Source organism: Mannheimia kashgarensis (genome assembly GCF_041807705.1).
Taxonomy (GTDB): domain Bacteria; phylum Pseudomonadota; class Gammaproteobacteria; order Enterobacterales; family Pasteurellaceae; genus Mannheimia.
Genome location: NZ_JBGTYY010000003.1, coordinates 133,897 through 157,417, shown reverse-complemented (window position 1 = coordinate 157,417; position 23,521 = coordinate 133,897). Strand labels below are relative to the sequence as shown.

At 39.0% G+C, this 23,521-nt stretch carries 21 protein-coding genes and 1 pseudogene; 10 read left to right on the top strand and 12 right to left on the bottom strand.

Features of this window, described 5'->3' with window-relative positions:
- Positions 1 to 38: 38 nt before the first annotated feature.
- A complete protein-coding gene (gene sodC / locus ACERCF_RS02980) occupies positions 39 to 617 on the bottom strand; it encodes a superoxide dismutase [Cu-Zn] SodC (RefSeq protein ID WP_373624573.1) in 579 nt (192 codons plus the stop codon).
- Positions 618 to 737: 120 nt separating this feature from the next.
- Between sodC and asd the strand changes: the two genes are divergently transcribed.
- Both asd and ACERCF_RS02970 read left to right on the top strand, forming a co-directional pair.
- Positions 738 to 1,853, top strand: a complete 1,116-nt coding sequence (gene asd / locus ACERCF_RS02975; RefSeq protein WP_373624572.1) for an aspartate-semialdehyde dehydrogenase — start codon at positions 738 to 740, stop codon at positions 1,851 to 1,853.
- Positions 1,854 to 1,964: 111 nt separating this feature from the next.
- Positions 1,965 to 2,891 carry a LysR family transcriptional regulator gene (locus ACERCF_RS02970; protein WP_373624571.1) on the top strand — a complete coding sequence of 309 codons (927 nt, stop codon included), beginning with the start codon at positions 1,965 to 1,967 and terminating at the stop codon, positions 2,889 to 2,891.
- Between the two features lie 72 nt (positions 2,892 to 2,963).
- On the opposite strand, the gene ftsX is transcribed toward ACERCF_RS02970, so the two are convergent.
- Genes ftsX through ftsY form a run of 3 tightly spaced genes read right to left on the bottom strand, consistent with a single transcriptional unit; the run spans position 2,964 to position 6,121 of the window.
- Positions 2,964 to 3,896 (bottom strand): permease-like cell division protein FtsX, encoded by a 933-nt coding sequence (gene ftsX / locus ACERCF_RS02965; protein ID WP_373624570.1) that lies wholly within the window; start codon positions 3,894 to 3,896, stop codon positions 2,964 to 2,966.
- 9 nt (positions 3,897 to 3,905) lie between these two features.
- A complete protein-coding gene (gene ftsE / locus ACERCF_RS02960) occupies positions 3,906 to 4,559 on the bottom strand; it encodes a cell division ATP-binding protein FtsE (protein WP_373624569.1) in 654 nt (217 codons plus the stop codon).
- Positions 4,556 to 6,121 carry a signal recognition particle-docking protein FtsY gene (gene ftsY, locus ACERCF_RS02955; RefSeq protein ID WP_373624568.1) on the bottom strand — a complete coding sequence of 522 codons (1,566 nt, stop codon included), beginning with the start codon at positions 6,119 to 6,121 and terminating at the stop codon, positions 4,556 to 4,558. The genes ftsE and ftsY overlap by 4 nt, the downstream gene beginning before the upstream one ends.
- Positions 6,122 to 6,199: 78 nt before the next feature.
- On the opposite strand from ftsY, the gene rsmD reads away from it, so the two are divergent.
- The 7 genes from rsmD to aspA all read left to right on the top strand — a co-directional run bounded on the left by rsmD (position 6,200) and on the right by aspA (position 11,809).
- A complete protein-coding gene (gene rsmD / locus ACERCF_RS02950) occupies positions 6,200 to 6,790 on the top strand; it encodes a 16S rRNA (guanine(966)-N(2))-methyltransferase RsmD (RefSeq protein WP_373624567.1) in 591 nt (196 codons plus the stop codon).
- Positions 6,791 to 6,873: 83 nt separating this feature from the next.
- On the top strand, positions 6,874 to 7,185 hold the full coding sequence (locus tag ACERCF_RS02945; protein ID WP_373624566.1) for an HI1450 family dsDNA-mimic protein: 312 nt from the start codon (positions 6,874 to 6,876) through the stop codon (positions 7,183 to 7,185).
- A gap of 11 nt (positions 7,186 to 7,196) precedes the next feature.
- The gene (gene hpaC / locus ACERCF_RS02940) at positions 7,197 to 7,709 is read left to right on the top strand and encodes a 4-hydroxyphenylacetate 3-monooxygenase, reductase component (protein ID WP_373610673.1); all 513 of its coding nucleotides are present in this window, start codon (positions 7,197 to 7,199) and stop codon (positions 7,707 to 7,709) included.
- 118 nt (positions 7,710 to 7,827) lie between these two features.
- On the top strand, positions 7,828 to 8,700 hold the full coding sequence (tehB, locus tag ACERCF_RS02935) for an SAM-dependent methyltransferase TehB (protein ID WP_373610672.1): 873 nt from the start codon (positions 7,828 to 7,830) through the stop codon (positions 8,698 to 8,700).
- A 143-nt stretch (positions 8,701 to 8,843) separates the two neighbouring features.
- The gene (gene purM / locus ACERCF_RS02930) at positions 8,844 to 9,881 is read left to right on the top strand and encodes a phosphoribosylformylglycinamidine cyclo-ligase (RefSeq protein ID WP_373624565.1); all 1,038 of its coding nucleotides are present in this window, start codon (positions 8,844 to 8,846) and stop codon (positions 9,879 to 9,881) included.
- An 80-nt stretch (positions 9,882 to 9,961) separates the two neighbouring features.
- Complete coding sequence (locus ACERCF_RS02925; protein ID WP_373610670.1) at positions 9,962 to 10,231, top strand: DUF1294 domain-containing protein; 270 nt, start codon at positions 9,962 to 9,964, stop codon at positions 10,229 to 10,231.
- A gap of 150 nt (positions 10,232 to 10,381) precedes the next feature.
- On the top strand, positions 10,382 to 11,809 hold the full coding sequence (gene aspA, locus ACERCF_RS02920) for an aspartate ammonia-lyase (RefSeq protein ID WP_373624564.1): 1,428 nt from the start codon (positions 10,382 to 10,384) through the stop codon (positions 11,807 to 11,809).
- Positions 11,810 to 11,881: 72 nt separating this feature from the next.
- On the opposite strand, the gene ACERCF_RS02915 is transcribed toward aspA, so the two are convergent.
- The 3 genes from ACERCF_RS02915 to ACERCF_RS02905 all read right to left on the bottom strand — a co-directional run bounded on the left by ACERCF_RS02915 (position 11,882) and on the right by ACERCF_RS02905 (position 15,118).
- On the bottom strand, positions 11,882 to 12,676 hold the full coding sequence (locus ACERCF_RS02915; protein ID WP_373610667.1) for a peptide ABC transporter ATP-binding protein: 795 nt from the start codon (positions 12,674 to 12,676) through the stop codon (positions 11,882 to 11,884).
- 105 nt (positions 12,677 to 12,781) lie between these two features.
- A complete protein-coding gene (fbaA, locus tag ACERCF_RS02910) occupies positions 12,782 to 13,858 on the bottom strand; it encodes a class II fructose-bisphosphate aldolase (RefSeq protein WP_373624563.1) in 1,077 nt (358 codons plus the stop codon).
- Positions 13,859 to 13,942: 84 nt separating this feature from the next.
- Positions 13,943 to 15,118: a phosphoglycerate kinase gene (locus ACERCF_RS02905; protein ID WP_373610665.1), complete on the bottom strand. Its 1,176-nt coding sequence runs from the start codon at positions 15,116 to 15,118 to the stop codon at positions 13,943 to 13,945.
- Between the two features lie 218 nt (positions 15,119 to 15,336).
- Here ACERCF_RS02905 and ACERCF_RS02900 point away from each other — a divergent pair.
- A pseudogene (locus tag ACERCF_RS02900) lies at positions 15,337 to 16,724 on the top strand (SLC13 family permease).
- Between the two features lie 93 nt (positions 16,725 to 16,817).
- Here ACERCF_RS02900 and ACERCF_RS02895 read toward each other — a convergent pair.
- The 5 genes from ACERCF_RS02895 to ACERCF_RS02875 all read right to left on the bottom strand — a co-directional run bounded on the left by ACERCF_RS02895 (position 16,818) and on the right by ACERCF_RS02875 (position 23,519).
- Positions 16,818 to 18,176 carry a sodium-dependent transporter gene (locus ACERCF_RS02895; RefSeq protein ID WP_373624562.1) on the bottom strand — a complete coding sequence of 453 codons (1,359 nt, stop codon included), beginning with the start codon at positions 18,174 to 18,176 and terminating at the stop codon, positions 16,818 to 16,820.
- A gap of 85 nt (positions 18,177 to 18,261) precedes the next feature.
- Entirely contained in the window at positions 18,262 to 19,089 is an 828-nt protein-coding gene (locus ACERCF_RS02890) for a Dam family site-specific DNA-(adenine-N6)-methyltransferase (RefSeq protein WP_373624561.1), read from the bottom strand.
- Between the two features lie 8 nt (positions 19,090 to 19,097).
- On the bottom strand, positions 19,098 to 20,186 hold the full coding sequence (gene aroB, locus ACERCF_RS02885; protein WP_373624560.1) for a 3-dehydroquinate synthase: 1,089 nt from the start codon (positions 20,184 to 20,186) through the stop codon (positions 19,098 to 19,100).
- Positions 20,187 to 20,211: 25 nt separating this feature from the next.
- Positions 20,212 to 20,736: a shikimate kinase AroK gene (gene aroK / locus ACERCF_RS02880; RefSeq protein ID WP_373610661.1), complete on the bottom strand. Its 525-nt coding sequence runs from the start codon at positions 20,734 to 20,736 to the stop codon at positions 20,212 to 20,214.
- A 230-nt stretch (positions 20,737 to 20,966) separates the two neighbouring features.
- A complete protein-coding gene (locus tag ACERCF_RS02875) occupies positions 20,967 to 23,519 on the bottom strand; it encodes a penicillin-binding protein 1A (RefSeq protein ID WP_373624559.1) in 2,553 nt (850 codons plus the stop codon).
- Positions 23,520 to 23,521 lie beyond the last annotated feature (2 nt).

Genomic DNA, 23,521 nt, shown 5'->3' with positions numbered 1-23,521 from the left:
ATGATATTTAAACCAACACTTTTTAACTAGAGCAAATTTTATTTAATTACACCACACGCCATTCGAGGACCACCACCAAGAGGAGCCGGGTGGTCTGAGTGGTTATCGCCGCCTTCGTGGATCATTAATGAACGACCTTTAATTTCATCTAATTTTTTCAAGCGAGGGGCTAATACTGGATTAGTTGATGTACCATCGTGTAAAACGGTTAATGCAGGTAAATCGCCTAAATGAGCATCATCAGACCACGGGAAGCCGTGATGTGGGGCTTTATTAGGGTTCCAGTGTCCTCCTGCGGCTAAGCCTGCTGTGAGCTTGCCACCTTTTTCTTTTGCATCACAGCTTGGGTTTTCGTGAATATGGAAGCCGTGTAAGCCTTCTGTTAAATCTTTTAGATTTGGAGTAAATACTAAGCCGTATTTAGATTCAGTAATTTCTACTGTACCAATATCTTTATTGCCTTTTTCTACATCAAGAAGTTGAATCGGCACGGTAATTTTTCCAGTTCGGCTGCTGTTACCGAAAAGCTGAATAAAGAACCTAATGTAATTGCTAATGCTGTTTTCATTTTCATAAGACTGCCCTTTTTCATAGATAAGCCGTAATTGGCAATTCATTTTAACCATAGCAGTCAAATTTTGTCAAAGTTCTACAAACAAATAAAAAACATTGATTTTTCAATGAAAATCCTGTATTTATTTAAATTTTAAAACAATAACTTTTTAGGAGCAAGCACAATGCAAAATGTAGGTTTTATCGGTTGGCGTGGAATGGTGGGTTCAGTATTAATGGATCGTATGGTAGAAGAAAATAACTTCGCTAACATCAATCCTATTTTCTTTACTACTTCACAAGCTGGTCAAAAAGCCCCAGTATTTGGTGGAAAAGATGCTGGTGAATTAAAAGATGCCTTTGATATCGAAGAATTAAAAAAATTAGACATCATCGTAACCTGTCAAGGTGGCGATTATACCAACGAAGTTTATCCAAAATTAAAAGAAAGCGGCTGGAACGGTTACTGGATTGATGCTGCTTCTGCACTTCGTATGAAAGATGATGCAATCATCGTATTAGACCCAGTAAACCAACACGTTATTTCTGAAGGCTTGAAAAACGGTATTAAAACTTTCGTAGGTGGTAACTGTACGGTAAGTTTAATGCTAATGGCAATCGGTGGCTTATTTGAAAAAGATTTAGTGGAATGGGTTTCTGTTGCTACTTACCAAGCTGCTTCTGGTGCTGGTGCAAAAAATATGCGTGAATTACTTTCACAAATGGGTGAATTAGAAGATAGCGTAAAAGCAGAATTAGCAAATCCTGCTTCTTCAATTTTAGACATTGAACGTAAAGTAACCGCAAAAATGCGTGCGGACGATTTCCCAACTGAGAACTTCGGTGCGGCATTAGGTGGTAGCTTAATTCCTTGGATTGATAAATTATTACCTGAAACAGGACAAACCAAAGAAGAGTGGAAAGGCTATGCGGAAACCAACAAAATCTTAGGTTTAAGCGAAAATCCAATTTCTGTTGATGGTTTATGCGTGCGTATTGGCGCATTACGTTGCCACAGCCAAGCATTCACAATTAAGCTGAAGAAAGATATTCCATTAGCAGAAATTGAGCAAATCATTGCAGCTCACAATGAATGGGTGAAAGTGATTCCAAACGACAAAGAAACCACATTGCGTGAATTAACACCTGCGAAAGTAACCGGCACATTAAGCGTACCAGTTGGGCGTTTACGCAAATTAGCAATGGGTGGTGAATATTTAGCAGCATTCACGGTGGGCGACCAATTATTATGGGGTGCAGCAGAGCCTGTTCGCCGTATTTTAGTTCAATTAACTAAATAACCCTAATAACCAGTCTCTACAAGCGGTCAGAATTTGTAAATTTTTTGCAAAATTTGACCGCTTGTTTGTTATAATTCTTTTCATCTTTTTTCACTTTTAGATGAATAAATTATGAAGCCCATTTTCCTAGAAATCCGTCATTTAAGAACATTAGTTGCGTTAAAAGAAAGCGGCAGCGTTTCTTTAGCAGCAAAACGTGTGCATTTAACCCAATCAGCCCTTTCCCATCAAATCAAACTCTTAGAAGAGCAGTACGCTCTTACACTATTCGAACGTAAAAGCTCGCCCATTCGCTTCACCCAAGCAGGAGAACGCTTAATTAAACTTGCCTATGATATTTTGCCACAAGTGATCGAGGCTGAGCTTGATTTGGCTCGGGTAAAACAAGGTGAAGTGGGCGAAGTGCGGGTTGCGGTGGAATGCCATACTTGTTTTGACTGGTTAATGCCTGCAATGGATACTTTCCGCCAGCATTGGCCATTAGTGGAATTGGATATTGTATCGGGCTTCCATACGGATACAGTGGGCTTATTATTAAGCCATAGGGCAGATTTGGCGATTGTGTCGGAAGTTGAAGATAATTCAAGCATTATTTGTAAACCGCTATTTTCTTATGAAATGGTGGGGATTTGCTCGAAAGATCACCCTCTTGCAACAAAAGAAGTGTGGGAAGCGGAAGATTTTAAAGATGAAACCCTCATTACCTACCCTGTGCCTGATGATATGCTCGATTTACTGCGTAAAGTGCTAAATCCTGCGGGCATTAAAGTTACTCGTCGCAATAGCGAATTAACCATTGCCATTATTCAGCTTGTGGCAAGCCGTCGAGGGGTGGCAGCTCTGCCTTATTGGGCGGTTAAACCTTATTTGGACAGAGGCTATGTGGTAGCTCGCAAAATCACTCAGCAAGGTTTATATAGCAACCTTTATGGGGCAATTCGTGAATCAGATGCTGCCCTTGCCTACCTAGATGATTTCCACGACACCATCAAAGATCAAAGTTTTGCAACGCTGCCGGGCTTAATGGTATTGGAATAGAAACAACAAGCGGTCTATTTTGTTCATTATTTTGCAAATTGAACAACATAGACCGCTTTTATTTAAAAGAAATTATCGACTGCCAATTCTGAAAATATTTCGCATTGTCGCTATTTTTGCCGATAACCAACCTATAAACACACAAAGCACAATTAAGAAAAAGGCCTCGCTAAAATTTAAGCTCTTTAGTTCAAATTGAACCGTGAACATATCGGTTACATACTTCACAATGCCTGTAAAATAGCTAATCGTTACTGCACTAAACAGTACAGCTAACAGGCTGCCGAAAAAGCCGTAAATCATTCCTGTGTAAAGGAACGGACGAGCAATAAAGTGATCGGTTGCGCCTAGAATTTGTTGCACTTCAATCGCTGCTTTGCTATTTGCCACATCGGTACGAACGCTATTACCAATCACTAAAAAGACCGCTAATAACATCAATAATGTACACACAATTGCAATACGTGCAATAAGCCAAGTTAAAGCGGTTAATTTTTCCAACCAGCCGTTATCTAAGCGAACTTCCTGTACGCCTTTGATTTGTTGTAAACCGTTGCGTAACTCAACCATTGCATCACCACTATTGAAATTTGCTTTTGGTTTTAAGGTAACTACCGCCGGCAGTGGATTTTCATCTAAAATATCTAACGCTTCTCCAAAGCCTGTCCAAGAGCGAAATTCCTCTAAACTCTGCTGACGAGAAATATAATTAAAGGAATCAATTTTATCTGATTCATAAGCACGAATACGATCAACCACCGTATTGACATCGTGTTCCGCTAAGTTTTTGTGCAGATAAACCGTAAGTTGTGGTTCTGGATAAAACTGTGTTGCCGCTGTGTGCGTATTTTTCCACAGTAAATAACTTACCGTTGGAATAGTGAGTGAAACCGCAATCACTAATATGGTTAAAAATGTACCTAGTTTGCGTTTCATTAAATCTTGCCAGACCGCTCGTAAAGAGTAGCTGGTTTGAGCACCTAATTTGTTAAATGAACGAATCATAATCTTCCCTTAAAATTTAAGATGCCCTTGTTCCAACACCAAACACGGTTTTGGACATTTTGAGATGATATTGGTATCGTGTGTCGCAATAAGCACCGTAGTGCCAGCCTGATTAAACTCTTCAAATAAACGGAAAATTTCAAACGAGAGCTTTTCATCTAAATTCCCCGTTGGTTCATCTGCTAACAACAAAATTGGGCGATGAACAATGGCTCTGGCAATATCAACACGTTGCTGTTCGCCGCCTGAAAGATGCAATGGTAGATAATTGGCTTTATCCGCAAGCCCTACTCGCTCAAGCGCAATAAGCGCTTCACGCTCTACAATCGCTTGGTTCATACCTAAAATAATGAGCGGGAGGGCAACATTATCTAAAATGGTTCTATCGGTTAATAAACGATAATCTTGGTGTACCATTCCGATTTGACGGCGTAAAAACGGCAATTCGTGATGAGAAAGACGAGTAATATCGTGTCCGTTAAACAAAATTTGCCCACCATTGGCACGCTCAATGCCCATAATTAATTTTAACAGCGTACTTTTACCTGCACCGGAATGCCCTGTAATATACGCCATTCCACCTGCTGGCAAGTGGAAATCAATGCCTTGTAAAGCAGGTTTACCGCCTTTGTAAACCTTATTCACATTAGTAAATTTAATCATTGTTGTTCGTCCTCGTGGCTAAATAAGGCTTCGATAAATTCTTCTGCGTTAAACGGACGTAAATCTTCAATCTTCTCGCCCACCCCGATAAATCGGATAGGAATATTGAATTGATCCGCAATCGCAAAAATCACACCGCCTTTTGCCGTACCGTCTAATTTGGTTAATGTAATGCCCGTTAAGCCCACCGCTTCATTAAATAATTTTGCTTGGCTAATTGCATTCTGCCCCGTGCCTGCATCCAGGGTAAGCATAATTTCGTGCGGTGCGGTTTCGTCATATTTTTTCATCACACGCACGATTTTTTTCAACTCGTCCATCAAGTTGTTTTTGTTTTGTAATCTGCCTGCAGTGTCTGCAATTAGCACATCAATCCCTTTTGCCGCTGCAGATTGCATTGCATCAAAAATCACAGAGGCAGAATCTGAACCCGTGCTTTGTGCCACCACAGGAATGTTATTTCGCTCGCCCCAAACTTGAAGTTGCTCTACTGCTGCTGCACGGAAAGTGTCGCCTGCAGCTAACATCACCGATTTCCCTTCATTTTGGAATTTACGAGCAAGTTTACCAATAGTTGTGGTTTTGCCCACACCATTAACGCCCACCATTAAAATCACATACGGTTTTTTCTCTTCAAGCACTAAAGGCTGAGCCACAGGTTTTAACACTTCGCCCAACTCAATTTTTAATTGCTGGTAAAGCAACTCAGCATCTTTTAACTGCTTTTTCGTGGCGTGCTGCGTTAAATTATTGATGATTTTTTGTGTGGTCGGCATACCTAAATCCGCCACAAGTAGCTGTTCTTCTAGCTCCTCAAATAATTCATCATCAATTTTCTTGCCACTGAAGAAATTGCGGAAACCCGAACCAATGTTTTGCTTGGTTTTAATTAGGCCTTGAATTAAACGGTTAAAGAAACCTCCTTGACTAGGCTTTTCTTGATATTCGTCTTGAATTGTCGGCTCTTCAACAATCTCTTGAGCATCTAAAGGCTCTGGTTCGGTAATGATTGGCTCTACAACATCTTCAACTAAAACCGCCTGAGGTAAATCTTCGCTTACAGCAACTTCCTGAGCTACCGCTTCTTCCACTTGAGCTTCTTCTACTTGATAAGTCACTTGCTCTTGTTCGTTAAGATCTAGCTGCTCAGTTGCAATATTTTGCAGATTTTCGACCGCTTGTTCGCCTTTTTCTTCCTCAAATGTCTGTTCAATTTTGTCTTCAACATCATCAAAGAACTCTTTTACCTCTTCAACTTTTTCTTCAACAAACTCTTTGAACTCTTCGACTTTTTCCTCGAATTTATCCTCAATTTCCTCAAACTTCTGTTCAATTTGATCTTCTTTTTCCTCAAAATAGTCTTCTAGCTGATCTGCCTTTTCTTCGATTCTATCTTCCAGATCATCTAATTTCTCAGAAAACGATTTCTCGGTTTCTGGTTTAATAATCACAGGCTCTTCGGGTTGAATAACCTCTTGTTCTTGCTGAATATCTTCCTGTTTTGTTTCTTCTTTCTTACCAAATCCAAGCCAAGACCAAAAACCTTTTTTCTTCTCTGACATATTTTTCTCTCATTTATACTGAAAATAGACTAAACTTACATAGTTTATCAAAAAATCCTTTATTTTCCTTTAGTGAGTATGAAAAAAAATCGAAATTCTCCGCAATCTAACCAACAAATGGGCGAAGTACGTATTATTGCTGGGCTTTGGCGAGGTAGAAAATTACCCGTATTGAATGCAGAAGGGCTACGCCCCACCACAGATCGAGTGAAAGAAACGCTGTTTAACTGGTTAATGCACGATATTGCTCACGCACGCTGTTTAGATTGCTTTGCAGGCAGTGGCTCTCTGGGGTTTGAGGCACTTTCTCGCCAAGCACAAGCGGTCGTTTTTTTGGAAAAATTTGCAAATGCCGCTAATTTGTTGAAGAAAAATCTGCAAACCTTAAAAACAGAAAATGGCTCTGTTGTTCAAACCGATACGTTACAATATCTATCAAATAAAAATAGCGGTGAGCCATTTGATATTGTGTTTATCGATCCCCCTTTTCATCAAAATCTTGTGCCACAAGTACTAACATTGCTAGTTGAAAATAACTGGTTGGCAGAAAATGCGATTTTGTATGTGGAAACGGAAAAAAATCACGCCCCATTAAATTTGCCTGAAGGCTGGCAACTTTTAAAAGAGAAAACGGCGGGAATGGTAGTAAGCCGTTTAATTCAAGCGTAATATTTTTGTTTTTTATAACTAAAAAGCATAAAATAAAACTTATCTATCTAACACTTTTATGGTAGGACTATTAGAATCAACATATGAAAAAATTAACTCCTGATGAAGCAATAGATATTGCATACGATATTTTCTTAGAAATGGCTGGCGAGAATTTAGACCCTGCCGATATTTTACTGTTTAATCTCCAGTTTGAAGAGTGTGGTGCGGTCGAAATGGTCGAAACCAGTGAAGATTGGGATCAAGAAATCGGCACGCTGATCGACCCAGAAGCCTTTGCGGAGGTTTGGGTTGGCTTAGTAAATGAGAAAGATGAAATGGACGATGTATTCGCCCGTTTCTTAATTTCACACGAAAAAGAAAATCGTGAATATCACGTTGTTTGGAAAGAATAATAAGGAAAAATATGTCGAACATCGATACATCTCAACCTATTAACGCCTCACTAAAATTTCGTGAAGCAATGGCACATTTATCATCAGCGGTAAGCATCGTTACCTCTAACGGAGCAGCTGGCAAAGTTGGGCTTACTGTTTCTTCAGTAAGCTCAGTAACCGATGCTCCCCCAACGGTGCTTTTTTGCGTGAATAAAAACAGCCACGTTCACGATATTATCAAGCACAACGGCAAAGTCTGTATTAATGTGCTAAGCCACGAGCAAGAAGACATCGCCAAACATTTCGCTGCTATTCTTGAAAGCACAATGGAAGAGCGTTTTAGCTGGGATATTTGGGATAATGGCTTTGACGATCAGCCTGTGTTACGCAGTGCCATTTCGGCTTTACAAGGCAATATTGTGGATACTCACGCTGTGGGTACACATACTATTTTTGTGGTGGAAGTTAACCATATTGATGTCGAGCCGAACCACAGTTTAATTTATTTTGCTCGTCAATTTAGAAGTGTAAACATTGACTAACAAAATATATTTCACATAAATTTGATCAAATCCGACTTTTTTAGTCGGATTTTTTGTTTTCAGGCATTTAAACAGTGATAAAATTTTCCCACTCGTTTTTTCACAGAAGGACAGAACAATGGAAAATTTAATCTGCTATAAACAAATGCCAGTGTGGACAAAAGACACCTTGCCACAAATGTTCCAAGAAAAGCACAATACTAAAGTGGGCACTTGGGCGAAACTCACCATTTTAAAAGGCTCGCTAAAATATTACGAATTAACCGAAGATGGCGAAGTGATTAAAGAAGATATTTTCGATGTAAACCGCCAACGCCCAATGGTTGAGCCTCAACTATGGCACAAAGTTGAAGCGTTATCTGATGATCTTGAATGCCAACTTGCCTTTTATTGCAAACCAGAAGATTACTTTGCGAAAAAATACAACCTCACTACAACCCACTCTGAAGTGTTAAATGCGGTTAATTATGTAAAAGGTGGCAAAGCCTTAGATTTAGGCTGCGGACGAGGCCGTAATTCTCTTTACCTAAATTTATTAGGCTTTGATGTAACCGCTGTTGATCAGAATCAGGAAAGCATCGATTTCCTCAACTATATGATCGAAAAAGAACAAGCTCAGAATATTACGGCAGATATTTATGATATTAACGAGGCAACCATCGCCAATCAAAATGGCGAATATGATCTGATTATTTCAACGGTGGTAATGATGTTCTTAAACCGTGAACGCATTCCAGCAATTGTTGAAAATATGCAGAAAAACACCAAAGTGGGTGGCTATAATTTGATTGTGTGTGCAATGAGTACCGATGATTACCCTTGCCCAATGCCATTCTCCTTTACCTTTGCGGAAGGCGAGCTGGCAAATTATTACAAAGATTGGGAACTGGTAAAATATAACGAAGATTTAGGGCATCTCCACAAAACCGATGAGCACGGCAACCGTATTCAGCTTCGTTTTGCAACGATGTTAGCGAAGAGAATGGCTTAACGATGAACTTATAGGGACAAATTGTGATTTGCTCCTACATTCTCTCGTAGAATAATTAGATTTCTTTCAAAATTTACATTTCGCAAACGTTTGCTTATGCTATAATACCCTCGTTTTTTCATTCATTTACTGTTGAGGTTAAAGTGAGCAACACACAACTTAGTTACAAAGATGCCGGCGTTGATATCCACGCAGGAAACGAATTAGTCGAACGAATCAAAGCTGATGTTAAACGTACTCGTCGCCCTGAGGTAATGGGCGGTTTAGGCGGTTTTGGGGCATTATGTGCATTACCAAGCAAATATAAAGAGCCTATTTTAGTATCAGGTACTGATGGTGTGGGTACAAAACTACGTTTAGCCATTGATCTCAACAAACACGATACCATTGGGCAAGATTTAGTCGCAATGTGTGTGAATGATTTAGTCGTACAGGGTGCAGAACCCCTTTTCTTCTTAGACTACTACGCAACAGGCAAATTAGATGTTGATGTTGCGGCAAATGTGGTAAAAGGCATTGCTGATGGCTGTGAAATGTCGGGTTGTGCATTAGTAGGTGGTGAAACCGCTGAAATGCCGGGAATGTACCACGAAGGCGATTACGATTTAGCAGGCTTCTGCGTAGGTATTGTTGAAAAAGCAGGCATTATTGATGGTTCAGCCGTTCAAACAGGAGATGTATTAATTGCTCTCGCTTCAAGTGGCCCACACTCAAACGGCTATTCGTTAATTCGTAAAGTGTTAGAAGTGAGCAATACCAATCCAGCAACGGAATTATTAGAAGATAAACCACTTAGCGAACATTTACTCGCTCCAACCAAAATTTATGTGAAATCGGTGTTAAAATTAGTGGAAGAAGTGAATGTTCACGCTATCGCTCACTTAACAGGAGGCGGTTTCTGGGAAAATATTCCTCGTGTATTGCCAGAATCTGCTAAAGCAGTTATTGATGAATCAAGCTGGCAATGGCCTGCAGTGTTTAAATGGTTACAAGAAAAAGGTAACATCAGCCGTTATGAAATGTACCGTACCTTTAACTGTGGTGTAGGAATGGTCATTGCTCTGCCTATGGCTGACGTTGAAAATGCGTTAAGCGTGCTAAAAGAAGCTGGCGAAAAGGCGTGGGTTATCGGTAAAATTGAAGAGCTAGGCACTGGCTCTGAGCAAGTTGAAATCAACTAATTTGCAAAATAAATCACTTTTTTAACCGCTTGTAGTAAGATCGTTGTTACAAGCGGTTAATTTTTTACAAAGGATTGCAAATGAAACTATTTTGGTTCACCTATTTCGCACTAATGAATATAAGTGCCTTTTACTTAATGTATAGCGATAAACAGAAATCAATCAAAAAAGAATGGCGAGTACCAGAAGTTACACTACTCTCTTTCTGCTTTTTAGGTGGTGCTATTGGCACTTATTTAGCAATGAAATATTTCCGCCATAAAACTAAGCATTGGTATTTTCACATTGCAGTTATCTTCTCCACTTTCACTTGGTTAATTGGCTTGCCCTATTTTTATTTAGCGTTGTAATCACTTTAATTTATCATTAGTTTTTCTAATCCGAAAGCACAATTTATATCCTAGTCCGCTATTTAGAAATTTGATGTAGATCACGTTTTTCATCCCTTAAAATAGGTATTATTTAGCAAAATTTAATTCTATCTACTAAAGGAGATAAAAATGTCAAATGTACGTATTGAACACGATTTACTAGGCGAAAGAGAAGTGCCGAATGAGGCTTATTGGGGAATTCATACATTAAGAGCGATTGAGAATTTTAATATTTCAAATGTAACTATTTCTGACGTACCTGAATTTGTGCGTGGTATGGTAATGGTTAAAAAAGCTACTGCATTAGCAAATGGCGAACTCGGTGCAATTCCGAAAAAAGTAGCAAATGCGATTGTTCAAGCCTGTGATGAAGTATTAGTAAAAGGCAGATGTTTAGACCAATTCCCATCTGATGTTTATCAAGGTGGTGCTGGCACATCGGTAAATATGAACACCAATGAAGTGATTGCCAATCTAGCCCTTGAAATTTTAGGGGAAGAAAAAGGCAAATACGACATCGTCAATCCGATGGATCACGTGAATGCTAGCCAATCAACGAACGATGCCTACCCAACGGGCTTCCGTATTGCAGTGTATAACAGCATTATCAAATTAATTGATAAAATTACTTACCTAAAAACCGCTTTTGAAAATAAAGGAAAAGAATTTGCTGATGTATTAAAAATGGGTCGTACCCAATTACAAGATGCGGTTCCGATGACACTTGGCCAAGAATTCCAAGCCTTTGCCGTGTTATTAGATGAAGAAGTTCGTAACCTAAAACGCACAGCAGAGTTACTACTTGAAGTGAACTTAGGGGCGACTGCAATCGGTACAGGCTTAAATACCCCTGAAGGCTATTCACAACTTGCGGTGAAATATCTGGCTGAAGTTACCCAACTTCCTTGTGTTCTCTCAGAAAACTTAATTGAAGCCACCTCAGACTGCGGTGCTTATGTAATGGTACACGGAGCATTAAAACGCACAGCGGTAAAACTCTCTAAAGTATGTAACGACTTACGCTTGCTCTCATCAGGCCCGCGTGCTGGTTTAAATGAAATCAACTTGCCAGAACTTCAAGCAGGTTCTTCTATTATGCCGGCAAAAGTAAACCCTGTTGTGCCAGAAGTAGTAAACCAAGTTTGCTTTAAAGTGTTCGGTAACGACACCACCGTAACATTCGCTGCAGAAGCAGGTCAATTACAATTAAACGTAATGGAACCTGTTATCGGGCAAGCAATATTTGAGTCTATCGACATTCTTGCCAACGCTTGTGTGAACTTGCGTGATAAATGTATTGATGGCATTACAGCTAACCGTGAAATCTGCCAAAACTATGTGTTTAGCTCAATCGGTATTGTAACCTATCTCAACCCATTTATCGGACACCACAATGGAGACATCGTAGGTAAAATCTGTGCAACCACAGGCAGAAGCGTGCGTGAAGTGGTTCTAGAGCGTGGCTTACTCACAGAAGAACAATTAGATGATATTCTTTCTGTTGAGAACCTAATGAACCCAACTTATAAAGCAAAACGCTTTACAGAGGATGAATAAAATCTTCCTGTAAGAAATAGGGCTGGCAGTTAATCATTCTGCCTGTCCTATTATTTTTAATTTAATTTTTATTTAGCTAAGCCAAGCATTTTCCGTCAGCGGTTTTCCAAAGTGACTTTCAATCAATCTTTTAGTTATTTGATGTTCTGGATTAAGTAACACCTCTCTTGTTTTTCCGTATTCTACTACTTCACCGTTTTGCATTACCATTATTTTATCTGCAATATGTTTAATTAGCCCAATATTTTGTCCAACGTAAATGTAAGCAATTCCTTGTTTTTGTTGCACGTTGAGCATTAAATTAAGCAGTTGCGTTTTAACGGAGAAATCAAGTGAGTTTATTGTGTCATCAGCAATAATAATTTCGGGTTCTAAAATTAAGGCTCTGGCAAAGGCAACTCGTTGTTTTTGTCCGCTTGAGGCTTCAGAAATGGGAATCAGGGCATGTTCAGGGTACATTCCCACTAATTTTAAGGTATTAAAAATACGCTCGTTTCGTTCCTGTTCGCTTAAATCAGTTGCTAATCGCAAAGGAGCATCTAATATCTGCCCGATATTGTAGTTTGGATCAAAGGCATCATTTGGATCTTGAAACATCATTCGAATACGTTTGGCACGGTATTTGTAATCGCCAAAATGCAACGGTGTACCTCTAAAAATAATTTCCCCAGAGGTTGGCTCTACCATACCAGTAATCATTTTGGCTAAAGTAGATTTACCTGCTCCATTTTCGCCGATAATTGCCAATGTTTCTTTCTTATTGAGGGTAAAATAAACCTCTTTAACCGCATAGAAATCTTGCTTATGAAACAATCCTGTTCGCTCAATAAAACGCTTGCTGAGGTTGTGTGCTTCAAGTAATGCCATAATATTTATAAGTTGGGAATAAAGTAATAGTTTACCGCAAAAAATAAATAAAAAAAGACCGCTTGTTTACTCACAAGCGGTCAAATTTGCTAAAAACTTTGCAAATTATAATACGTTCACGCAGTTTAAGTCTTCGAAAGATTGCTCTAAGCGTTTAGACATAGACTCTTCCATTTTGCGTAACCAAACACGTGGATCGTAGTATTTTTTGTTTGGTGCATCAGGACCTTTCGGATTACCTAATTGACCTTGTAAGTATGCTTCATTGGCTTTATAGAATTGAAGAATGCCGTCCCAAGCTGCCCATTGGGTGTCGGTGTCGATGTTCATTTTGATTGCACCGTAGCTGATTGCTTCACGGATCTCTTCACGGCTTGAACCTGAACCACCGTGGAATACGAAGTCTAATGATTTCTCCGGTAAACCACGCTCAGTAGAAACGAATTTTTGTGATTCGCCTAAGATTGATGGTTTTAATTTTACATTACCCGGTTTGTAAACACCGTGTACGTTACCGAATGCCGCCGCAATAGTGAAACGTTTGCTGATTGGGCTTAATTGGTCGTAAACGTATAATACTTCAGACGGTTGAGTGTAAAGTTTAGATTCATCAACATCTGAGTTATCCACGCCATCTTCTTCACCGCCCGTTACGCCGATTTCAATTTCAAGCGTCATACCGATTTTATCCATACGAGCTAAGTATTCACGGCAGATTTCCATATTTTCTTCGATTGGCTCTTCTGATAAATCGATCATATGTGAAGAGAATAATGGGCGACCTGTTTCTGCAAAGTGCTTTTCACCTGCTTCGAGTAAGCCGTCAATCCACGGAAGTAAATTTTTTGCTGCGTGGTCAGTGTGAAGAATAACTGGCACACCGTATTCTTCTGCTAATTGATGAACGTGTTTTGCACCTGCAATCGCACCTAATACATCTGTACGAGCGCCTGATGCAGGTTTCAAACCTTTACCTGCATAGAATTGTGCACCACCGTTAGAGAATTGAACGATAACAGGTGATTTCACACGAGCTGCTGTTTCTAATACTGCGTTTACAGAGTCTGAACCTACACAGTTTACCGCTGGGATTGCGAAATTGTTTTCTTTAGCGTAAGCGAATACTTTTTGTACGTCGTCGCCTGTAACAACACCTGGTTTTACGATGTTTAATAATGACATTTTGCTTTTCCTTATAATAAATAAAATCTATATTTTGATAGAGCAAGCCTGGACGCTTACGCCATCAGTTCAATAAATCAAATATTAACCGTTAGCACGTTTCTCTAAAATTTCAACGGCTGGTAATACTTTGCCTTCTACAAATTCTAAGAATGCACCGCCACCAGTTGAAATGTATGAGATTTTATCTTTAATGCCGAATAAATCGATAGCCGCTAAAGTATCGCCACCACCTGCGATAGAGAATGCACCGTTTGCTGTTGCTTCTGCAATCGCATTTGAAATTACTTCAGTTCCTTTACGGAAGTTCGGGAATTCAAACACACCAACTGGGCCGTTCCAAAGAATGGTTTTTGCTGATTTGATGATATTTGCTAATTCTTCAGCTGATTTATCGCCAATATCAAAAATAGACTCATCTGCTTGAACCTCGTTTACCGATTTTTCGGTTGCCGGTGCAGTTTCAGAGAATTCTGTACCTACACGTACATCAACAGGAACTGGAATATTGGTTGCTTGTGCTAAACGTTTTGCTTCAGGAATTAAATCTTCTTCATATAATGATTTACCAACTGCGTGACCTTCTGCTGCGATAAAGGTATTTGCGATACCGCCACCAACAATTAATTGGTCGGCAATTTTTGAAAGGGAATCAAGAACGGTTAATTTTGTTGAAACTTTTGAACCACCTACAATCGCTAACATTGGACGTTGTGGTTCTTTTAATGCTTTGCCTAATGCATCTAATTCAGCCGCTAATAATGGGCCAGCACAAGCAACAGGTGCATATTCTGCTACGCCGTAAGTTGAACCTTCAGCGCGGTGTGCTGTACCGAATGCGTCCATTACGAAAACATCACAAAGTGCTGCATATTTTTTCGCAAGCTCAGGATCGTTTTTCTTCTCACCTTTATTGATACGCACATTTTCAAGTACAACTACTTCATTTTCGTTTACTTCAACGCCATCTAAGTAATCACGCACTAAACGTACTGGAACACCTAAGTCTGAAGCATTTAAGTAATCAACCACAGGCTGTAATGAGTTTGCCTCTTCAAATACGCCTTCAGTCGGGCGACCTAAGTGAGAAGTTACCATTACCTTAGCCCCTTTTTGTAAAGCTAATTTTAATGTAGGAATGGTTGCCACAATACGAGCATCAGATGTTACTTTACCATCTTTTACCGGCACATTAAGGTCAGCACGAATAAATAAACGTTTACCCGCTAAATCAAGGTCAGTCATTTTAATAACAGACATAGTTTGTTCCTCTTTATGATTTGAATTTAAAAAGTGATAATGACTTGATTATATCAGCTTCTAATCATTTTGGGCTAACCTAGATCAAATAAATTGATAATTTTTATACGTTTCCTGAAAATATTTTCCTTTACAATTTTTTAATCTTTTTAACAAAAATTTTTGGTATAGTGCTAATACCTTCGATTTAATATAACAAAAAGTAATTAGGAGTTTATATGACTAGCACAGCTAAAAATCCTTTAAGAGGGTTAATAATACTTGCAGTTGATATTGTAATTTTCTTTCTATTACTGCAATTTCTCCCGTTCAATGAACAAGAAAATAGGGACTTAGCCCTGCTTGTCTTCATCGGCATTCTTTGGCTGACCGAAGCCTTTAATATTACCGTAACTGCCTTGATGGTGCCGATATTTGCGATTGGGCTTAACGTGCTATCAACCAAAGCCGCTTTTGCTCCATTCTCAGAGCCAATTATTTTTATGTTCTTCGGGGGCTTTGTGATTGCAGCGGTGTTAAATATCCAAAAATCGATCTTTGGATTGCTAATCACGTTATCCGCTTAGCCAAAGGTAATTTAAAACGCACCGTCATTTACCTATTCGCTGTAACCGCCCTACTCTCCCTCTTTATTAATAATACTGCCGTAGCCGCAATGATGTTACCACTCACTCTTGGTATTCTGCACAAAGTTGACCTTAAAACTAACCGCAATCTTTATGTTTTTGTGCTATTAGGTATTGCTTTTAGTTCTAGTATCGGCGGTATTGGCACATTAGTTGGCTCTGCACCAAATGCGTTATTGGCTTCTCAAATTAAAATCTCATTTTCTGAATGGCTTCCATACGGTATGCCTGTTGCAATTTTGCTAATGATTGCAATGGTTATCAGCTTACTCGTTATGCTAAAGCCAAACTTTAACGTGCCGTTTAATATTGAAATTGAAGATTCAAAACTCAATGGAAAACAGCTTGCGACTCTCATCATTTTTATCGTTACTGCGATTTTATTGGCTTTTAGTAGCTATATTGAGCCTTTTATTCGCAATGGCTTAGCATTAAAAGAATCCATTAAAAATTTTGATGCTGTCATTGCGATGATCGCAGTTGTGGCTCTTTGTATCTGTAATACTGCAACTTGGTCTGAAATTCAAGAACGTACCGAATGGGGAGTGCTAATGCTATTTGGTGGTGGGTTAGTGCTAAGTATTGTGTTACGTGAGACAGGTGCAAGTAAAATTTTGGCAGATACTATTGTAAATTACATCGGTACAAAGCATTGGCTGATTATGACCTTAGTAATGACAGGCTTTATTGTATTTTTAACTGAGTTTACATCAAATACGGCAAGTTCAGCCTTGATGCTACCCATCTTTATTACGGTTGCAAATTCGCTCGGTTTACCACCAATTTCATTAGCAGCAATCATTGCTTGTGGTGCTTCTTGTGCCTTTATGTTGCCTATTGCAACCCCTCCAAATGCAATTGTATTTGCAACAGGTTACATCAAACAAAGTGAGATGGTTAAAGTCGGTCTTATCCTCAATATTTTCTGTATAACCATTATTGGTTGCTTGTCTTATTTCTTCTGGATGACCTGGCATTAATTGCAAAGAAATTAATTTTTTTGACCGCTTATAAATGTAAAAAAGCTGTTTGAATACACTTTCAAACAGCTTTATTTATACACGTCACTCTATCTATAGCGAATTAAAGAAAATCACTAAAATAATGATAGGAATCACAAAACGAACATAATTAAACCAAATAGCAGTCAATGTTTTACCTGCTCTAAGCTCTTCTTTTGCTTCATCTTTTAATACAAATCCAACAAAAATTGCACTACCCAATGCAGTTAAGATAAATAGGATATTGCCACTAATATAATCGAAAGCATCAAAAATGCTTTTACCCATAATTTGCACATCTTTTAGCACATTATCACTTAATGCAGATGGGATATTCCCTAATACAAAAATGGTTGCTAAGGTAATAAAAATCGCTTTCTTGCGACTGATATTTGCTTTTTCTTGAAGTGAGGTAATAATCACTTCATAAATGGTTAATGAAGTGGTTAAAGCCGCGACAACCAATAAAGTAAAGAAAATAATCGCAAAAATCGTACCGCCCCACATATTTGAGAACACAATCGGTAAACTTTGGAAGACTAATGTTGGCCCAGAGTTTGGAGCAACACCAAAGCTGAATAGCGATGGAAATATCATAAAACCGGCAAGCACCGCAATAATCGTATTCATTACACCTGTAATGATTGCTGTTTTAACAAGGTTTTCATTTTTATCTAAATAGCTTGAAAGCGTAATCAGCACACCAAAACCCAGACTTAATGCAAAAAACACCTGACCTAATACAAACACAAACAGTTTTGGCGTGATTTTAGAGAAATCAGGCATCAAATAAAATTTAATCCCTTCAACTGCCCCCGGTAAAGTTACATTGCGGATGACCATTACCAGTAAAAACACAAATAGAATCGGCATCAGGTATTTAACCGAACGCTCAATACCATCAACAATTCCCTTCACTAAAATAAAATAATTTACCAGCACAAAAATGGCGGTATAAGTAATAATGGTCGCAGGGCTATTAAAAATACCTTGTTGGAAGAACTGATAAGTAGTTTCTACCGTAACAGGCGTTGAGAGATTAAGGCTCCCTGTAATCAAGCTACCAATATAATTAAGTACCCAGCCACCAAGCACCATATAATATGCCAGAATGCCGAATGCCCCGAGTAGCCCCATATAGCCTAGAACTTTCCACGCAGGCAAGATTTTTTTACCATTTGCCGAACCACCAAAAGCATCAATTACATTCAATCGCATTCTTCTGCCAATCACATTTTCGACTAAAATCATTGGAATGCCGATCACAATCATTGCAATACAGAATAGAAATACATAAGCACCACCGCCGTTTTCACCAACTAAATAGGGAAAACGCCACGTTGCTCCGAATCCTACTGTTGCTCCTGCAACAGTCATGATATATGCCAATCTGCTAGACCACGATTGACGCTCTTCATTTTGATTTGCCATTTGATACTCCACAGGCATAAAAATAAAAAATAACGCTTAAATGCTAAACACAAGCGGTCATATTTTGAGAAAAATTTACAAATAATTAGGAAAATAACGCAAACAACTCGCCAACTTTAATTCTAGAACCTGCCTTCTGCCCGATTGAACGTTGTACTTGCAATTCAGTGATTTGAGCGGATTGATAAATTAGCCGAGTAAAATCAGTGTCGTGATTTGAAATTAATACCGGAATTCCCTGCTCTTTCATTTCTTGAGCGAGATTTGCCAAGCGAGCTTGCTGGAACAAACTAAAGCCACCACCTGCATATTGCGTAAAATTAGTCTCTTGCAATAAAGGGGCGTAAGGCGGATCGCAATAGATAACGCAATCCATTGGGCTGCTTTTTACCAACTCAAACACTTGTTCAAAATCGGCACAAATAAAAGTCACTTTTTGAGCTTTTTCTGCAAAAAACCGTAGTTCATTTTCAGGAAAATAGTGAGTTTTATAACGCCCGAATGGTACATTATACCCTTTTTTTTGGTTATAACGACATAGCCCGTTATAACCAAAACGATTTAAATAGAGGAAAATAACCGAACGGCGAAAGGTATCTTTTGAGCGATTAAATTCCGCACGGCGTGCTTTATAAAAGGCTTCAGTATTCGCTTTAGGGTGTAGAAAAAGCAATTTTGTTTGAGCAATATAATGCTCAACATCTGCTTTTACCACATTGAAAAGATTGATTAAATCAGGGTTAATATCGGCAAGAATATAGTGTTCAAAGTCAGTATTCAGAAATACCGAACCCGCACCAACAAAAGGCTCAACTAAGCAAGCCTTTTTTGGCAAATGGGTTTGGATATCTGGAATAAGGCGATATTTTCCGCCCGCCCATTTTAAAAAGGCTCGATGTTTAGAATGACTCATTTAAATCTTTAACGTTGGGTGAAACGTTCGATAGCTGCCAGTACTTGTTCTTCGGTTGCTTTTGCTGAAACATAAGCTTGACCAAGTGATTTCAGTAAAATCAAACGCAATTGTCCACCAAGCACTTTTTTATCTCGCCACATATAAGGCAGGTATTCTAAAGGCTCCATACCATCTGGCGAAATAGTCGGTAGATTGGCTCTTGCCAGTAATTTTTCTAAACGAGCCACATCTTCCACATTTAAATCGCCCAAAATGTGCGATAAAGCAGCAGCTTCAAGCATACCAACAGAAACGGCTTCGCCGTGCAACCATACGCCATAGCCCATACGAGCTTCAATGGCGTGTCCAAAAGTATGCCCAAGATTTAATAATGCTCTATCGCCTTTTTCTGTTTCATCACGAGCAACCACATCTGCTTTGAGCTGACAACAGCGTTGGATACAGTACTCAATTTCAGCTTGTTTTAAGCTCACTAAATCATCAATATGATTTTCTAGCCATTCAAAGAAAGGTAGATCAAAAATCGCACCATATTTGATCACTTCTGCTAAGCCAGCGCTTACCTCACGCTTTGGTAAAGTTTTCAGCGTATCAGTATCCACAATCACCGAAATAGGCTGATAGAAAGCCCCAATCATATTTTTGCCTAGCGGGTGGTTTACCGCTGTTTTACCACCAACGGAAGAGTCCACCTGTGCTAATAGTGTGGTTGGGATTTGGATAAAACGGATACCACGTTGGTAAGAAGCAGCGGCATAACCTGCCACATCGCCAATTACCCCCCCCCCTAATGCAATTAAGGTACTATCACGGTTATGATTTTTTTCTAATAAGGCAGTAAAAATCAGATTTAATGAATCCAAATTTTTATGCTCTTCGCCATCGGGAATTAATACCGAATCTACTTGGCAACCTAATTCAGTTAAAGCGCGAGTAACAGTATCAATGTAATGAAAAGCAACGGTTGGATTAGAAACAATCATCACTTTATCGCCTGCTTTTAACGGCGAATAACTCTCAGCTTGAGAAAGTAGCCCCTCTCCAATAATAATCGGATAGCGGCGTTCTTTTAATTCTACATTTACCTGTAACATCTCTCGCTCCTTGTTAAATTAGTTTTTATGCGACTAAATTATCCATCATATCGATGATTTGATTTGCCACTACTTTTGCACTTTGTTCATCCGTGTGGATAGTAATATCTGCAATTTCTTCATAAAGCGGATTACGAATTTTTGCAAGTTCTTCCAATGTTTTACGAGGATCTTCGGTTTGCAATAAAGGGCGTTTTTTATCACGCTGAGTACGCTCAAATTGCTTATCAACGGTTGTTTCTAAGTAAATTACAATACCACGAGCTGATAATACATTACGGTTATCTTTTGATAAAATAGAACCGCCTCCCGTTGAAAGCACAATACCGTGATTTTGCGTTAATTCGTTAATAATACGCTCTTCTCGCTTACGGAAACCAGCTTCACCTTCAACATCAAAGATCCAATCAATATCCGCACCTGCTCTTTCTTCAATCACGCTGTCAGAATCTAAAAATTCCATACCTAATGTTTGAGCAAGTTGGCGACCAATAGTGCTTTTTCCAGCTCCCATCGGTCCAATTAAAAAGATATTACGTTTTTCAGCCATTATTTGTTCTTCTATTATTAAAATTTGTAAACATCTGATTTGTGAAATTAAAAGAAAAAATGACCGCTTGTTATACAAGCGGTCTGATTTCTTATAAAAATTGCAATAAAATCCGTTTATTGACTAAAAGTATATAAATAACTCACAAATCGCCCAAAATAAAATTGGTCGTTATTATCGCAAAAAACACCCCCATTTTTCAACTTTTAAGAGCATATTCCTCGCAATTTTTAGAATAACTCACCACTTTGTAACATACCAGGCGATGGAAGCCCTAATCGAGCTGGAGCAGATTGTGCTGGAGGCTTTTCAGTATAACCTCTTTCAACCACATAGCGTTTTGTTGGTTCTGTACCTTTGATGAAGAATTCTTTACGTCCATCACCCAAGAAGCCACTATTTGGATCAATTTTTACTTCAACGATATTTTTAGGTACAACCTGTTTTTCAACTTTCTTATCTGCTAAGGCAACTTTCATATAATTTATCCAAGCAGGTAAGGCAGTACTTGAGCCCGTTGCACCTTTACCTAGCTCTTTTTTATTATCATCAAAAGCAACATAAACAACCGTTGCAATATCTGCACCAAAACCTGCATACCAAGTTGCTTTAGATTTATTGGTTGTACCCGTTTTACCACCTATATCATCACGTTTAATAGTATTGAGCATTCTATAACTCGTGCCTCTCCAACCATATTCAGGTTCACCAGTTACCGCTGTTGCTAATGCACTACGCATTAAAAATGCTAATTCATTACTAATCACGTGAGGAGCATAACGTAATCCCTTAATATGATGAGAAGATTCTGCCATCAGGCTAGGGGCGTTTTTCTCGCTATTTCCTGCTTGTAATTCTGGCTCAGATTCTGCAATATCCTCTACTGCATCTTCCTCAGAATTATTCTGAGTAAGCAGAGCTGGCACAACCTGACTTTCATCGTGAATTTTTACTGAGTCAAAATATTTCGGCTCAGGATAGATAACAGGGTTATCACATACCGAACAAGCTACTACAGGATTTGCTTGATAGAGTTCGTAACCATGAGCATCAATGATGCGATCAATAATATAAGGTTCAATTAAGTAACCTCCATTATTAAACACTGCATAAGCACGAGCCATTTCTAATGGTGTAAAAGAAGCCGCACCTAAAGCTAAGGCTTCTGTTGCCACATACTGATTACGGTTAAAGCCAAAACGCTGTAAATAATCGGCTGTGTAGTCAATACCTGCCATTTGTAATACACGGATTGCTACCATATTTCGAGATTTACCTAAAGCAACTCTTGCTCGCGTTGGGCCACCATAAACCCCATCAGCATTTTTCGGTCTCCACTCTTTTTGTCCGGACTTTTTAATCACAATTTGAGCGTCACTGATGGTCGTTGAGAGGCTCAAACCTTTATTCATTGCAGCTGCATAAATAAATGGCTTAATTGCTGACCCTACTTGCACTAAAGATTGTGTTGCACGGTTAAAACGACTCTGTTCAAAACTAAATCCACCAACAATCGCTTCAATCGCCCCATTCTCACTATTAATTGATACTAAAGCAGAATTCACTTGAGGAATTTGCCCTAAAGCCCATTCTTTAGCTTTATTTTGTCTAACCCAAATCTGTTCACCCACTTTTAAGCCTTTAGAAGCAAAATTAGTATTAGCACGCTTTAACGTTGCGGAATCGCCATTTGCCAATAAAAGCGTATATTTCGATTTATCTGCTTGCATTACAACCGCAGGAGTGAAAGGATCAGATTTCGGCAATTTACTTAAATGATCGATAATTTTCTCATCGTCCCAAGCTGCATTTCCTGTCCATAATTGCTCAGCGCCTCGCCAACCACGTCTGCGATCATAATCAATTAAATTCTCCCGCAGAGCATCTTGTGCGGCTTTCTGATCGTGTGAAAGCACGGTGGCATAAACTTTCAAACCCTTGTTATAGGCAATATTTTCACCATAGCGCTTAACGATTTCTTGACGAACCATTTCCGTTACATAATCCGCACGGAACTCTAAAGCAGCACCATAATAATTAGCCACCACAGGCTCTGCTTTCGCTTTTTCATACTCTTCTTGGGTAATATCTTTGGTTTCAAGCATACGCCCTAGCACCACATTACGGCGATCTTCTGCTCGTTTTACCGAATAAAGAGGGTTCATTGTTGAGGGAGCTTTTGGAAGCCCTGCAATGATCGCAATTTCCGAAAGGGTTAAATCTTTCAATGCCTTATTGAAATAGGTTTTAGCCGCTGCCACTACACCGTGTGAGCGGTATCCCAAATAAATTTTATTTAAGTACAGCTCTAAAATTTCATTTTTTGTTAGAACTTGTTCAATTTCTAACGCAAGAATGGCTTCTTTCGCTTTACGCTCAAAGGTTTTTTCAGGAGTAAGGAAGAAATTTTTCGCTAACTGCTGCGTAATAGTACTTGCCCCTTGTGTATCACCTTGGCTGGTACGCCACAGTGCACGCATAATCCCTTTAGGGTCAATCCCTTTATGCTCATAAAAGCGAGCATCTTCCGTTGCCAAAATTGCTTTTATCAGCATTGGAGGAACATCTTCAAGTTTAACGGGGATACGTCGTTCCTCACCTACCTCCCCAATGAGTTTTCCATCTAAGGTAAAAATCTGCATTGGCTGTTGTAGTTCAACATTTTTAAGTGTTGCGACATCAGGCAAGTCAGACTTGATATGCATATAAAGTAAACCACCAATTACTCCACCCAAAATTACAAGTGAAAGTAAAGCACTAAATATTATTTTTGCGATCCGCATCG